Below are 13,392 nucleotides of genomic sequence, written 5' to 3'. Positions count from 1 at the left end.
TGATTAGTTGAGAGCGGCCACGATCCGGGGCGCGATCTTGACGGCGGTCAGGCCGAAATGATCGTAAAGCACTTCGGCCGGGGCCGACGCGCCGAAGCTGTCGATGCCAAAGCGCAGACCCGCAATGCCGGTATAGCGTTCCCAGCCAAAAGTAGTCCCGGCTTCGATCGACACGCGCAACACGTCGGCAGGCAGGATGTCCGCCTTATACGCCGCGCTCTGCGCGTCGAAATGCGCCCAGCTTGGCATGGACACGACATCGACGCCGATGCCCTGTTCTTCCAGCAACTTGGCGGTGTCGACGGCGATCTCGACTTCCGATCCGGTCGCCATGATCACCACCTTGCGGTCAGCACCCGCGGCGCGCAGGCGATAGCCACCCTTGGCCGAGAGATTTTCGCTCTTTTCGGTGCGAAGTTGCGGCAGGTTCTGGCGGGTCAGCGCCAGCACCGACGGGCCGGTCGCATCCTTGAGCGCCAATTCCCAGCACTCCGCCGTCTCGACGATGTCGGCCGGGCGATAGACGTCCAGATTGGGGATCATCCGCATCGACATGACATGCTCGATCGGCTGGTGGGTCGGGCCATCTTCGCCCAAGCCGATGCTGTCATGGGTCAGCACATGGATGACGCGCTGCTGCTGAAGCGCCGCGAGACGGATACCCCCGCGCATATAGTCGGAAAAGACCAGGAAGGTGCCGCCATAGGGGATCACGCCGCCATGCAGCGCCATGCCGTTCATCGCGCACGCCATGCCAAATTCGCGGATGCCATAATAGATGTAGCGACCCGAATAATCGTCCTTGGTCAGCGGCCCGGTCGACTTGGTCTTGGTGTTGTTGGAGCCGGTAAGGTCAGCCGATCCGCCCAGCGTTTCGGGCAACAGGTCGTTGATCGCGCCTAGCGTCAGTTCGCTCGCCTTACGGGTTGCGACCTTCTGCGGATTGGCGATCAGGCTGTCGATATAGGCTTCCAGCGAGAAGTTGGCGGGCAGTTCACCCGCCATGCGACGGCTAAATTCGGCACCATTCTCGTTATGCGCCAGACGATCTTCCCACGCGGCGCGAACGTCCGCGCCCTTGGCGCCGATCCCTTTCCATGCATCGGCAATATCGGCCGGAATAACGAAAGGTTCGGCGGTCCAACCCAGAAATTCGCGCGCGGCGGCGACTTCGTCCGTGCCCAGCGCCGATCCATGAACGCCCGACGTGCCCGCCTTGTTCGGCGAACCATAGCCGATCTTGGTCGCGCAGGCGACGAGCGAGGGGCGCGGATCGGCGATCGCTTCGGCCAGCGCGCGGCGCACATCGGCCACATCATGACCATCGCACGATACGACATGCCAGCCGGTTGCGACATAACGGGCGCGCACGTCTTCGCTGCTCGACAGGTCGACCGCGCCGTCTATGGTGATCTTGTTATCGTCCCACAGCACGATCAGGCGGCCCAGGTTCAAGTGGCCAGCGAGGCCGATCGCCTCATGGTTGATACCTTCCATCAAGCAGCCGTCACCCGCGATCACCCAGGTCCGGTGATCGACCAGATCGTCGCCGAACTGCGCGTTCAGATGCCGCTCGGCGATTGCCATGCCGACCGCGGTGGCCAGGCCCGACCCCAGCGGACCGGTGGTCGCTTCCACGCCTGCCAGCTCGAAATTCTCCGGGTGACCGGCGCAGGGGCTGTGCAACTGGCGGAAATTGCGAATGTCCTCAATCGTGGGCCGCGCATAGCCGGTCAGGTGCAGCAACGAATAGATCAGCATCGATCCATGGCCGGCCGACAGCACGAAACGGTCGCGGTCGGCCCATTTGGGCTGGGTCGGATCGAATTTCAGAAAGTCGCCGAACAGCACCGTCGCCACATCCGCCATGCCCATCGGCATACCCGGATGACCGCTATTGGCGGCCTGCACGGCGTCCATGGACAGCGCCCGAATGGCGTTGGCGAGCGACTTTTCGGAAACGGTCATGCGGGCGGGCGTCTTTCTGAAGCAAGCATAAGGACGGCGCCCGCGCACGTGCAGGCGAGTCGAGATCGCGCCCCCTTTGTCGCGTCAAGCCCCATGCGTCAACCGCAGCGGCGGCACGAATCGTGAGAACAGCGCTGCAATCGGCCATAAAGACTGCTTTTGCATGGCCGCGACTTTCGCTATGGATGGACGATGGCAAGCGACCGCATGATGCAGGCGATCGGCACGCTGGAGCGCGCTGTGAGCCGGCTTGAACAGGATGTGGCGGGTCTGGCGGATGCCGCCCCGGCCAACCCCCTTCCCATATTGGACCAGGCTGCCGCACGCGCAGCGTTGCGATCGCTGGACGATCTGATCGATACGCTGAAAGGGCACGCCCATGGCTGAAACGACGCTTGTAATCGCCGGGCGCCATTATGCGATCCGCTGCCGTGACGGGGAAGAGGCGCATCTGGGCCATCTTGCAACGCTGATCGAGGACAAGTCGCGCGTGGCGCAACAGAGCACGCCGGGCCTGACCGAAGTCCGCACCTTGCTGTTCGCCGCTCTGTTCCTGGCGGACGAACTGAACGATCTGAAGCGCGAAGTCGCGGGGCGGCAGACAAGCTTGCCACTGGACGGCGATGACGAACCGAGCGCCCGCGCAATCGAGGCGCTGGCCGGGCGCATAGAAAAGCTGCGCGACCGGCTTGCCGCCCGGACCGGGAACGCCTAGATTGGCTTTGACGGGTTCTGCCTGGTACGAGCTTTAGCGAACATCCCTGAGGCGATAATCACATCCAAGGGGGCTGTCCCTGGGCGGGTTCCGGCCCGATCTACATGGTCCCCACCTGACGTTGAGGCGTCAGAGGATATTCCAGCACACGGCCAAGGTGGTCCCGTCACCCTCCTCCCGCCCGCTTTTTCCAGAAGGCCATGATGAGCGACGATATGTCCGCCGCCGACAAGACGACATTGCGCGCGATCGCGCGGCAGAGGCGATCCAATTTCGTCGCCACGCTCGATCCGCTGGCCCACCGGTTGGCGTTCAAGGCAATCCCGTCGCCCCTGGCGCGCCGGATCGCCGATGCGCAAGTCGTGGCGCTCTATATGGCGGTGGATGACGAGGCGCCGGCCCAGCGCATGGCCGCGCAGTTGCAGGCGCTGGGCAAGACCGTGGCGCTGCCGCGCGTGCTCGACCGGCTGGGCAGCATGGATTTCCTGGCCTGGCAGCCCGAAGATCAACTGGTCCCCGGCCTGTTCCGCACCAGCCATCCCGAACCGGGCGACGGACCGGTGACGCCTGACGTCATCATTGCGCCGCTGGTCGGGTTTGACCGGGCAATGAATCGCCTTGGCCAGGGCGGCGGCTATTATGACCGCGCCTTCGCCCGCTTTCCCGATGCGCTGCGGGTCGGTATCGCCTGGTCCGCGCAGGAGATCGACGCTGTGCCCGCCGATCCTTGGGATCTGCCGCTGGACATCATCATGACCGAAGTCGAACTGATCGAAGGACCGGAATTGTGAGCATCGACCCGCGCCATTATCACCAGCCCAGCTGGCGCAAGCCGGTGGGCATGTTCGCGATCGTCGGCTTGATCGCGCTCTGGGCCGTGCTGGTGGGCAGCCTGTCGGGACTGATCGGCGCGCTGCCGATGTGGGTGCAGGCACCCATCTACGTCGTGCTGGGGATCGTGTGGATATGGATACTGCCGCTCCGGCGGCTGCTCGCCTGGATGGAAACCGGGCGCTGGCGCTAAACCTTCTTCCCACCGCATAATCGAAGCGGTGGCGCGAGTGACGGGGCTCGAACCCGCGACCTCCGGCGTGACAGGCCGGCACTCTAACCAACTGAGCTACACCCGCGTAAGGCGCTGCATCTTCATCGACCCGAAAGCCGCCAGATGATGCCGATCTGGGAGAAATCACCTTCCTGTCAGGGAAAGTGGCGCGAGTGACGGGGCTCGAACCCGCGACCTCCGGCGTGACAGGCCGGCACTCTAACCAACTGAGCTACACCCGCGCAGGGTGGCATCTTTTCGTGACCTTGCAGATCACCAGACGATACGGCCTGGAACACCATTTCCACCCTCCGGTCAAGGAAAGTGGCGCGAGTGACGGGGCTCGAACCCGCGACCTCCGGCGTGACAGGCCGGCACTCTAACCAACTGAGCTACACCCGCGTTTGGTGTGGAAGCGCCGTCTATGAGCGTCCTGCGATGCTGTCAACCGTCCGCAACGGGACTTTCCTGTTTCTCGTCATTTTCTTTGCGCGGGGCCACGGTCAACGTCCCCTGTTCGAACAGGAAACCTGCAATATCGGGCGTTCCCGCCGCCTGAACGACGGTCTGGATGATGATGAGCAGCGGCACGCCGAGCAGCGCACCCGGCGTGCCCCAGACCCAGCCCCAAAAGGCCAGCGAGACGAGAATCAGCAGCGGGTTCATCGTCAGCCGCCGGCCAAGCAGCATCGGCGTGACGACATTGGCCTCCACCAGATGAAAGCCCACCTGCAAGCCCGCAGGCAGCAACGCGACATAGACGTCGTCGAACACCATGAGGCCGCCCAGCCCCAGCAGCACTGCGGCCAGCATCGGCCCAAAATAGGGAATGAAATTCAATAGCGCGACGATGCCGCCCCACATCAGCGGCGAGGGCATGCCGATCAGCCACAGCGCAAAGGCGATCGCCGCGCCCAGGCACAGGTTGATGGTGGCGATGGTGATGACATAGGCCGATGTCGCATCGACCATATTCTGGATCACCCGCGCCACCGCCATGGCACCATCGAAGCTGCCGCGGCTGTTAATCGTGCGCCGCCGCAGCCGGGTCCAGCCAGCCAGCCAGGAAGAAATAGATGATGAGCAGCGCGAACACCATCTGGATGATCGCGGACGGGGCCGATGTGGCGGCGAACTGGAGCAGCGAGCGCGGCGCATCGACCGCCGCCGTCTGCGCCGCCGCGACCGTGCCGTTCGCGATCATCCGCACGGTTTCATCCACGAAGCGCTGGAGATTGGCGTAAAAGTCGATCAGCGGGGCGAGGTTCGCCTGAATCTGCGGCAAACGCTGAGGCAGGATGCGGAACCAGTCGGTCGCCGGCACCACGATCAGGACCAGCGCGGTGTTGGCGACGACCAGAAAGCCGATCATCGCGATCAGCGCCGCCAGCCCCGAAGGCAACCCGCGCCGCTCCATCCACTCCAGCAACGGCACCAGCGCAATGGCGATGACCAGCGCGGCGGTCAGTGGCAGGAAAAATTCCGCCCCTGCTCTCAGGGCAAACGGCAGCGCCAGGATCAGGCCGATGCCCGACGTCAGCGCAATCGATGCGAGCAGCCGGTCGCGGCGCCGGTTGACCTCTTGCTGCTCATTCATGGTCACACCCGGTCGATTCCCTTTTCGTTCCCATCCGATGTGCGCTGCCCGCGGTGCAGCGTCAATTTACAAAGGGCGTCACCGCGTGGGCAGAGGAGGAAAAGGCGGGCTTAACCAAATATTTGCGCGCCTCCACTAGGGGTAGACGCAGGGGACGCAAGAACGGGGAAGAGAATGACGCGGACGCTTTGGGCCTCATTGCCCATGGGGCTGGCTCTGGCGGCGGGTCTGACGGCCGCGCAACCGGTCGCTGCGCAGCCGGCGATGCGGCTTGGCACGCAGACGTTCGTGGAGCGCGTATCGACCGACATTAACGGCCGCCCGCGCCGGACATTGGCGAGCGCCGACCGGGTCGGCCCCGGCGACACGCTGATCGTGATCGTCCATTGGCGCAACGCCAGCACCCAGCCCGTCCGCGACTTCGCCGTCACGCGCGCCGTCCCGCCCCGCACGCGCCCGGACCTGAACGATCCCCATATGCAGGTGTCGGTTGACGGCGGCGGTCATTGGGGGCGGCTCGACCAGTTCTGGCTACCGACGCCGCTGGGCGGCATGCGCCGAGCCGTGGTGGAAGACGTCACCCATATACGCTGGCAACTGCCCGAAGCCGTGCCGCCGGGCCGGACCGGGCGGATCAGTTATCGCGCGGTCATGCGTTAGGGGAACCGGGCGACGCGACGCCGCCCGGCCCGTGATGCCGATCAGTCCACGAACAGGAAGGCTGGTGCCTCCAGCAGCTTGCGCACGGCCTGGACGAAGCTGGCGGCGTCCCAGCCATCGACTACGCGATGATCGCAACTGATCGACAGGTTCATCAGCTTCGCGGCGACGATCTCCTTACCCCCCATCTTGTTGGTAACAAAAACGGGACGCTCGATCACGCGGTTGGGGCCGATGATCGCCACTTCGGGTCGGTTAATGACCGGCGTGGTGGCGATCCCGCCGAGCGGGCCGAGCGAGGTCAGCGTCAGGGTGGAGCCGGACAGCTCCTCCGACTTCGCCTTGCCGCTGCGCGCGGCGTCGGCCAGGCGACGGATTTCGGTCGCAAGCTGCCAGACATTACGGTCCTGCGCATCGCGGATCACCGGCACCATCAGGCCCGCATCGGTCTGCGTCGCCAGCCCCAGATGCACCGATCCATGGCGCGTCACCACGCCCGCCTCGTCATCATAACGGGCGTTGAGCATCGGGAAGTCGGGCAGCGCCTTGCACAGCGCGACGATCAGCAGCGGCAGCATGGTGAGTTTGGGCCGATCCCCCCGTGCCCCATTGAGCTGCTCGCGCAATGCCTCCAGCGCCGTCACATCGATTTCCTCGACATATGTGAAGTGCGGAATGTTACGCTTTGACGCCGCCATATTCTCCGCAATGCGGCGGCGCATGCCGATCACCTTGACCTGTTCGTCGGCGCGTTTCGCGGACCGTCCGGCGGGACGATAGCCCTGCCCTTGGCCATAGAGCAGATAGGCGTCGAGGTCCGAATGGCGGATATGATCGCCGGACGGCTTCACCTGGGTCAGATCGACGCCCAGTTCCTTGGCGCGGGCGCGGACGGCGGGAGAGGCTAAAACCATTTCCTCCCCGGCACGGGGAGGGTCGAAACGAGGCACGTGACTCGTTTCGACAGCCGCAGGCTGGTGGAGGGGGCTGGCCTCTTGCACAGCCGTCGATGGCGGGGTGGTCGTTTCGGCGGGCATCTCAAGCGGCACACCCCCTCCACCACCGACTGCGTCGGCGGTCCCCCTCCCCGTATCGGGGAGGATATCTTCGGACCCCACCGTTTCCGCCTCGATAACCTCCACCGACGGCGGCGGCGCGGCGCCGCTATCGCCTTCCACCTCAATCTCCACCAGCATAGCGCCGATCGACACTTGGTCGCCCGGCTCGCCGGCCAGGCGTATCACGGTGCCCGAAACCGGGCTTTCCATCTCGACCGTCGCCTTGTCGGTCATCATGTCGGCGATCGGCTGGTCTTCCTCGATCTTGTCGCCGACCTTGACGTGCCAGCCGACGATCTCGGCCTGTGCAATGCCCTCGCCGATATCCGGCAGCTTGAACGTGAAAAGAGCCATGACTCTTTAGTCCTTCATGATCTTGTTGATGGCTTCGCGGATACGCACGGGGCCGGGGAAATAGGCCCATTCCAGACTGTGCGGATAGGGCGTGTCGAAGCCGGTGACGCGCGCAATCGGTGCTTCCAGATGATAGAAGCAGCGTTCCTGCACCTGGGCGGACAGTTCCGCACCGAAGCCGCTGGTCCGGGTCGCCTCATGCACGATCAGGCAACGACCCGTCTTCTTCACCGACGCCTCGATCGTGTCGATGTCGAGCGGCACCAGGCTGCGCAGGTCGACGATTTCCGCGTCGATGCCCAGCGTCTTGACCGTATCCTCGACGACATGGACCATCGTGCCGTAGCACAATATGGTCAGCGCGCCGCCCGCCCGCGCGATCCGCGCCTTGCCCAGCGGGATCCGGTAATAGCCGGTCGGGACTTGGGCATCGGCATGCCCTGCCCAACTGGTCGCAGGCGTATCATAATGGCCGTCGAACGGGCCGTTATAAATGCGCTTGGGCTCGAAGAAGAGGGTCGGATCATTATCCTCGATCGCCGCGATCAGCAGACCCTTGGCGTCGTAGGGGGTGGACGGGATCACCGTCTTGATCCCCGAACAATGGGTGAAGATGCCTTCGGGCGACTGGCTGTGCGTCTGGCCGCCAAAGATGCCCCCGCCAAAGGGCGAGCGCACCGTCATCGGCGCGATGAACTCGCCCGCAGACCGGTAACGCAGCCGCGCCGCCTCACTCACCAACTGGTCGAGCGCGGGATAAATATAGTCGGCAAACTGGATTTCGGGCACCGGCCGCAAGCCATAGGCGCCCATGCCCACCGCCACGCCGATGATCCCACATTCGGTGATCGGCGTGTCGAACACGCGATTTTTTCCGAATTTCTGTTGCAGACCAGCAGTGGCGCGGAACACGCCCCCGAAAAAGCCGACATCTTCGCCCATCACGACCACGGTCGGATCGCGCTCCATCATCACGTCCATGGCGCTGTTGATCGCCTGAATCATGTTCATGTGGATGGTGTCGGCAGGAGTTTCCTGGGTCATGACCTCGCTCACAACCTCTGTTTCGATCGCTTCGCTCACAGGCCCGCCGCCTTCCATTCGTCCAGCATCTGCTGCTGCTGCTCTTTCAAATGCGGCGGCATTTCCTCGAACACATCCTCGAACATGCTTTCCATCGGATGGTGGAGGCCGTGGCCCAATATGCCGTTCTTCTCGGCTTCACGCGCAGCGTCGCGGACCAGTTCGGCCAGTTCCTTGTCCATGACGGCGTGGCTATCCTCGTCCCAGATGCCAAGCGTAATGCAATGGGCTTTCAGCCGCGCGATCGGGTCGCCCAGCGGCCAGAGGCTGCTTTCTTCGACGGAGCGATAGGCGGTCGGATCGTCCGACGTGCTATGCCCTTCGACGCGATAGGTGAAATGCTCGATCAGGGTCGGCCCGGCATTGGACCGCGCCCGGTCGGCAGCCCATCGCGTCGCCGCATAGACGGCGAGGATGTCATTGCCGTCGACCCGCAGGCCGGCAATGCCATAGCCCACGGCGCGCGCGGCGAAGGTGGTTGCCTCCGCTCCAGCAAAGCCTGAAAAACTGCTGATAGCCCATTGATTGTTGACGACATTCATGATGACGGGTGCGCGATAGACGCTGGCGAAGGTGCAGGCGCTGTGGAAGTCGCCCTCCGCCGTGGAACCCTCGCCGCACCATGTCGCCGCGATGCGGGTGTCGCCCCGCGCCGCGCTTGCCATCGCCCAGCCTACCGCCTGGGGATATTGGGTGGTCAGGTTGCCGGAGATGGAGAAGAAGCCCGCCTCTCGCGCCGAATACATGATCGGCAACTGCCGGCCCTTCAGCCGATCGCCCTTGTTGGAATAAATCTGGTTCATCATATCGACCAGCGGCCAGTCGCGCGCGAGCAATATGCCCTGCTGGCGATAGCTGGGGAAGCACATATCGTCGCGCGACAGGGCCAGCGCGGCACCGATCGACACGGCCTCCTCGCCCGTCGATTTCATGTAGAAGCTGGTCTTGCCCTGCCGCTGGGCGCGGAACATACGCGCGTCGAAAGCGCGGGTCAGCGCCATGTAGCGCAGCATCCGCAGCAGCGTTTCGGGCGGCAGCTTGGGATTCCAGGCGCCGACCGCCGCGTCCTCCTCGTCCAGAACGCGGATCAGGCCATAGGCCATGTCGCGTATCGCGCCGGGCTGCGCCGCTTCATCCGGGCGGGGCGCAGCATCGGCGGCGGGGATCTCGAAATGGGTGAAGTCGGCGCTTTCGCCGGGCCGCGCGGGCGGCTCTGGCACATGCAGGCGCAGCGGCGGCAGATTGCGTCCAGTCTGCCCATCCCCAGCCTGCCTATCAACGCCGCCTGATCCGGTCGGATCGCTCATCCTGCCTCCTATGGTGCATTGCAATAATATTGCTTAAAGCAGATATTATATTTCAACGCCGCAAAAGGCAAGCCTTGCTGACCCAAATTTCCGTTACAACTGTCCAGTTCGTTGTCTCTTCAGACTGCGACCGGCGCGGAAATATGGGCTTGCGGCGCATAATCGAGGACGTCGAAATCCTCGATTCGATAATCGAAAATAGTCGAAGGCCGCCGATTGATCCGCAATTTGGGTGTGCCGGACGGCATTCGGTTCATCTGCTCTTCCACCAGCGCGGCATGGTTCAGGTAGAGATGGACGTCACCGCCCTGCCAGACCACTTCGCCCGGCTCCAGATCGCATTGCTGCGCCAGCATCCGGGTGATCATCGACAGGCCGAAAATGTTAAAGGCGAAGCCGAGGCCCAGGTCGCAACTGCGCTGGAACAGCAGGCCGTTGAGCTTTCCGTTCGACACTTGGAACTGATAGGTCATGTGGCAGGGCGGCAGCGCCATCTGCCCCACTTCGGCGACGTTCCAGCCCGTGAACAACAGGCGGCGCGAACCGGGCGTCGTGCGGATCGCCTGCACCAAATCGGCGATCTGGTTGTGCCCCTTGTCCGCCTTGCGATACAGCCCGTCGCCGACCGACTCGTAGCGCGGCCAGTTTACCCATTGCGCGCCATAGACCGGGCCAAGGTCGCCCCATTGCCGGGCGAAGTCATCATCTCCGACGATTCGCATCTCGAACGTGTCACGATCAATGTCCTCGCCCGTCACCTTGCGATAGGCGTCGAGCGGCCAGTCGGTCCAAATGTGTACGCCTTGCCGCACCAGTTCGCGAATATTGGTGTCGCCGGTCAGGAACCACAGCATTTCGCGCGCCGCGACCTTCCAATAGACCCGCTTGGTCGTCAGCAGCGGCACCGCATCGTTCGCCAGCGAAAATCGCATCGTCGCGCCCAATATTGACCGGGTGCCGACCCCGGTGCGATCGACCCGCTCGTCGCCATGGCACCAGATATGCCGCATCAGGTCCAGATATTGCTGCTCATAATGGGGCGCGGACGAAGAGAGCGTATCGGTCAAGATGGTTTCCTGCGGATGGATGTCGTCAGACGCTCTAGCTCAGGATGACGGCCGCGCCAATCGGACCGAGATACGCAATCACCGTCCAAAAGGGTTCATGTTCCGCTGCCCGCACGCCAACGGTCACGGCATCCTGTAGGCATGACGGACCAACTGGCGCTCGCGATTCTGGATGGCGAATGGCGACCGCAACGCCTGCTGACGCTGCGGCAGGACTGGCATGGCCTGCTATATCACCTGCTGAGAGACGAAGGCAGCTGGGTCGCGCTGATCCAGCGGCGCGACATCCATATGTCGCCCCTGCCCTGCTGGCGCGATGTCGCCCTGACGCGAACCGTCGCGCGCAGCCTGCGCCCGCTGGACATGATGCTGGCCGACCATGTCATCCACGCGGGCGAAATGCGCTTCAGCTTCCGCGCGGCGGGGCTTCTGTAACGACCGCTATGGGGACTGCAAAAAAAGCGTCATTGCCCGCTTGCCAGTCCCGAACGCCCCCTCTATAGGCGCACTCCTGCCTTACGGGGCCGCCTACAAAGCGGCTTCGGCATCGGTCGGGGAATAGCTCAGCCTGGTAGAGCACTGTCTTCGGGAGGCAGGGGCCGGAGGTTCGAATCCTCTTTCCCCGACCACATAATTCATAGTCAGATATGACGATATATCAGCGGGATGGCATAGCCTTCTCCGCCGATTTGTCGTGTCTCCGCGTCTTTTGGCGACCAGTATTTTTCGACAGATGTCATCTGTCGAAAGCATCCCGCTCCTTTTTATGCATCCGTAAAAGATGTTTGACCCCGCCCGTCTGGACGGCGATGATCCGTCTTATCGAGCCGATATGGCTGCAAACCATGATCCGAATATAATCCGACCCGCGTCCTGCGGGCATAGTCAGGCGGGAGACAAGCCTTGCACAGACGCGATTTTCTGGCCTTTGGGGCCGTGGGCGTAGGAGGACTCGTCCTCCCCTCCATGTTCGGCAAGGTGATTGCCGCCGAAGAATTGAACAGCGCCATCGACGTGGCAGTGAAGAAGGCACTGGCCGACGCCGCGATGAATGCGGCCAAAAGCGCCGGCGCATCCTATTGCGATGTGCGCGTGGGCCGATACCTGCGCCAGTTCGTCATCACCCGTGAACGCAATGTCGAAAATGTGGTGAACACCGAATCGACCGGCGTTGGTATCCGCGTGATCGCGAACGGCGCCTGGGGCTTTGCCGCGACCAATGAAATGACCAAGGAAGCGGTCGCCAAGGCCGCGAGCCAAGCCGTCGCCATCGCCAAGGCCAATGCGCCGGGGCAGAGCGCGCCGGTCCAACTTGCCCCTGTGACGGGCGTGGGCGAGGTCAGCTGGCGCACGCCGATCGTCAAGAACAGCATGACCGTGCCGATCAAGGACAAGGTCGACCTGCTGATGGGCGTGAACGCCGCGGCGCTGGATGCCGGGGCCAGCTTCATCCGCTCCATCCTGTTCCTGGTGAACGAGCAGAAATATTTCGCCAGCACCGACGGCAGCTATATCGATCAGGACGTCCACCGCATCTGGGCGCCGATGGAAGTCACCGCCGTCGACAAGGCGAGCGGCAAGTTCCGCGTGCGCGAAGGCCTGTCGGCCCCCATGGGGCTGGGCTATGAATATCTGGACGGCGCAGCGTCGGGCAAGACCGTTCTGCCCAATGGCGTCATCGTCTATGGCCAGTCCTACGACATGAAGGAAGATGCCGTCGCCGCCGCCAAGCAGGCGATGGCGAAGATCAAGGCGCCCTCGGTCAAGCCGGGCAAATATGATCTGGTGCTCGACCCGTCGCACACATGGCTGACGATCCATGAATCGGTCGGCCATCCGCTCGAACTGGACCGTGTGCTGGGCTATGAGGCCAATTATGCTGGCACCAGCTTCGCGACGATGGACAAGCTTAAGGCCAATTTCCAATATGGCAGCGACAAGGTGAACATCGTCGCCGACAAGACGCAGCCGGGCAGCCTGGGCGCCGTGTCCTATGACGACGAAGGCGTGAAGACCAAGAAATGGGATCTTATCCGCGACGGCAAGTTGGTCGGCTATCAGGCGATCCGCGACCAGGCCTATATCGAGGGCAAGACCGCGTCGGACGGCTGCGCCTATGCCGATAGCTGGTCCAACGTCCAGTTTCAGCGCATGGCCAACGTGTCGCTGGAACCGGGCAAGGCCAAGCTGAGCGTCGCCGACATGATTTCCAATGTCGAAGACGGCATCTACATCATCGGCGACGGCAGCTTCTCGATCGACCAGCAGCGCTACAACGCCCAGTTTGGCGGCCAGCTTTTCTACGAGATCAAGCAGGGCAAGATCACCCAGCAGATCGAGGACGTCGCCTACCAGATCCGCACGCCGGAATTCTGGAACGGCTGCGCCGGGGTCTGCGATGCCAGCGATTATCGCCTGGGCGGCTCCTTCTTCGACGGCAAGGGCCAGCCGGCCCAGGTTTCGGCCGTGTCGCACGGATCATCGACCGCGCGTTTCAACGGCATCAACGTCATCAACACCGCCCGTTCGCTCGGCTGA

At 63.3% G+C, this 13,392-nt stretch carries 12 protein-coding genes, 4 tRNA genes and 1 pseudogene; 8 read left to right on the top strand and 9 right to left on the bottom strand.

Annotated features, from left to right (window positions below; genetic code table 11):
- Positions 1–3: 3 nt before the first annotated feature.
- Positions 4–1,968, bottom strand: coding sequence for a transketolase (gene tkt / locus HHL08_RS13570; protein WP_169573692.1), 1,965 nt, complete (start codon positions 1,966–1,968; stop codon positions 4–6).
- Positions 1,969–2,160: 192 nt separating this feature from the next.
- Here tkt and HHL08_RS13565 point away from each other — a divergent pair, with 192 nt between their 5' ends.
- The 4 genes from HHL08_RS13565 to HHL08_RS25930 all read left to right on the top strand — a co-directional run bounded on the left by HHL08_RS13565 (position 2,161) and on the right by HHL08_RS25930 (position 3,707).
- A complete protein-coding gene (locus HHL08_RS13565) occupies positions 2,161–2,355 on the top strand; it encodes a hypothetical protein (RefSeq protein ID WP_235955056.1) in 195 nt (64 codons plus the stop codon).
- Positions 2,348–2,683, top strand: a complete 336-nt coding sequence (locus HHL08_RS13560; protein WP_169573691.1) for a cell division protein ZapA — start codon at positions 2,348–2,350, stop codon at positions 2,681–2,683. The genes HHL08_RS13565 and HHL08_RS13560 overlap by 8 nt, the downstream gene beginning before the upstream one ends.
- Before the next feature lie 203 nt (positions 2,684–2,886).
- Positions 2,887–3,474 carry a 5-formyltetrahydrofolate cyclo-ligase gene (locus HHL08_RS13555; RefSeq protein WP_169573826.1) on the top strand — a complete coding sequence of 196 codons (588 nt, stop codon included), beginning with the start codon at positions 2,887–2,889 and terminating at the stop codon, positions 3,472–3,474.
- Positions 3,471–3,707, top strand: a complete 237-nt coding sequence (locus HHL08_RS25930) for a DUF2842 domain-containing protein (RefSeq protein ID WP_169573690.1) — start codon at positions 3,471–3,473, stop codon at positions 3,705–3,707. The genes HHL08_RS13555 and HHL08_RS25930 overlap by 4 nt, the downstream gene beginning before the upstream one ends.
- Before the next feature lie 29 nt (positions 3,708–3,736).
- Here HHL08_RS25930 and HHL08_RS13545 read toward each other — a convergent pair.
- From HHL08_RS13545 to HHL08_RS13530, 4 genes and pseudogenes are all read right to left on the bottom strand, one after another.
- Positions 3,737–3,813, bottom strand: a tRNA-Asp gene (locus HHL08_RS13545).
- Between the two features lie 80 nt (positions 3,814–3,893).
- Positions 3,894–3,970, bottom strand: a tRNA-Asp gene (locus HHL08_RS13540).
- A gap of 83 nt (positions 3,971–4,053) precedes the next feature.
- Positions 4,054–4,130, bottom strand: a tRNA-Asp gene (locus HHL08_RS13535).
- A gap of 42 nt (positions 4,131–4,172) precedes the next feature.
- Positions 4,173–5,331 (bottom strand): annotated as a pseudogene (locus HHL08_RS13530) (AI-2E family transporter).
- 168 nt (positions 5,332–5,499) lie between these two features.
- Between HHL08_RS13530 and HHL08_RS13525 the strand changes: the two are divergent.
- Positions 5,500–5,985 carry a hypothetical protein gene (locus HHL08_RS13525; RefSeq protein WP_235955055.1) on the top strand — a complete coding sequence of 162 codons (486 nt, stop codon included), beginning with the start codon at positions 5,500–5,502 and terminating at the stop codon, positions 5,983–5,985.
- 41 nt (positions 5,986–6,026) lie between these two features.
- Here the strand turns inward: HHL08_RS13525 and HHL08_RS13520 are convergent, their stop codons facing one another.
- The 4 genes from HHL08_RS13520 to thyA form a co-directional block, all read right to left on the bottom strand.
- Positions 6,027–7,397 carry a dihydrolipoamide acetyltransferase family protein gene (locus tag HHL08_RS13520; protein ID WP_169573689.1) on the bottom strand — a complete coding sequence of 457 codons (1,371 nt, stop codon included), beginning with the start codon at positions 7,395–7,397 and terminating at the stop codon, positions 6,027–6,029.
- Between the two features lie 6 nt (positions 7,398–7,403).
- Positions 7,404–8,408 carry an alpha-ketoacid dehydrogenase subunit beta gene (locus HHL08_RS13515; protein ID WP_169573824.1) on the bottom strand — a complete coding sequence of 335 codons (1,005 nt, stop codon included), beginning with the start codon at positions 8,406–8,408 and terminating at the stop codon, positions 7,404–7,406.
- Positions 8,409–8,476: 68 nt separating this feature from the next.
- Positions 8,477–9,787, bottom strand: coding sequence for a 3-methyl-2-oxobutanoate dehydrogenase (2-methylpropanoyl-transferring) subunit alpha (locus HHL08_RS13510; RefSeq protein WP_169573688.1), 1,311 nt, complete (start codon positions 9,785–9,787; stop codon positions 8,477–8,479).
- Positions 9,788–9,906: 119 nt separating this feature from the next.
- The gene (gene thyA / locus HHL08_RS13505; protein ID WP_169573687.1) at positions 9,907–10,854 is read right to left on the bottom strand and encodes a thymidylate synthase; all 948 of its coding nucleotides are present in this window, start codon (positions 10,852–10,854) and stop codon (positions 9,907–9,909) included.
- Positions 10,855–10,995: 141 nt separating this feature from the next.
- Here thyA and HHL08_RS13500 point away from each other — a divergent pair, with 141 nt between their 5' ends.
- The 3 genes from HHL08_RS13500 to HHL08_RS13490 all read left to right on the top strand — a co-directional run bounded on the left by HHL08_RS13500 (position 10,996) and on the right by HHL08_RS13490 (position 13,392).
- Positions 10,996–11,289 (top strand): hypothetical protein, encoded by a 294-nt coding sequence (locus tag HHL08_RS13500; protein WP_169573686.1) that lies wholly within the window; start codon positions 10,996–10,998, stop codon positions 11,287–11,289.
- Positions 11,290–11,406: 117 nt separating this feature from the next.
- Positions 11,407–11,483: transfer RNA gene (locus HHL08_RS13495), tRNA-Pro, on the top strand.
- A gap of 274 nt (positions 11,484–11,757) precedes the next feature.
- Entirely contained in the window at positions 11,758–13,392 is a 1,635-nt protein-coding gene (locus HHL08_RS13490) for a TldD/PmbA family protein (RefSeq protein ID WP_169573685.1), read from the top strand.

The organism is Sphingobium psychrophilum (genome assembly GCF_012927105.1).
Classification (GTDB): domain Bacteria; phylum Pseudomonadota; class Alphaproteobacteria; order Sphingomonadales; family Sphingomonadaceae; genus Sphingobium; species Sphingobium psychrophilum.
Note: the sequence above shows the minus strand (reverse complement) of the source record. Positions and strands in the feature narration are given on the sequence as shown.

Coding starts and splice junctions, on each gene's coding strand:
- HHL08_RS13525 (WP_235955055.1), top strand. CDS start 5,500: ATGACGCGGACGCTTTGGGCCTCATTGCCCATGGGGCTGGCTCTGGCG.
- HHL08_RS13500 (WP_169573686.1), top strand. CDS start 10,996: ATGACGGACCAACTGGCGCTCGCGATTCTGGATGGCGAATGGCGACCG.
- HHL08_RS13565 (WP_235955056.1), top strand. CDS start 2,161: ATGGCAAGCGACCGCATGATGCAGGCGATCGGCACGCTGGAGCGCGCT.
- HHL08_RS13555 (WP_169573826.1), top strand. CDS start 2,887: ATGAGCGACGATATGTCCGCCGCCGACAAGACGACATTGCGCGCGATC.
- HHL08_RS13520 (WP_169573689.1), bottom strand. CDS start 7,397: ATGGCTCTTTTCACGTTCAAGCTGCCGGATATCGGCGAGGGCATTGCA.
- tkt (WP_169573692.1), bottom strand. CDS start 1,968: ATGACCGTTTCCGAAAAGTCGCTCGCCAACGCCATTCGGGCGCTGTCC.
- HHL08_RS13515 (WP_169573824.1), bottom strand. CDS start 8,408: ATGAACATGATTCAGGCGATCAACAGCGCCATGGACGTGATGATGGAG.
- HHL08_RS13510 (WP_169573688.1), bottom strand. CDS start 9,787: ATGAGCGATCCGACCGGATCAGGCGGCGTTGATAGGCAGGCTGGGGAT.
- HHL08_RS13560 (WP_169573691.1), top strand. CDS start 2,348: ATGGCTGAAACGACGCTTGTAATCGCCGGGCGCCATTATGCGATCCGC.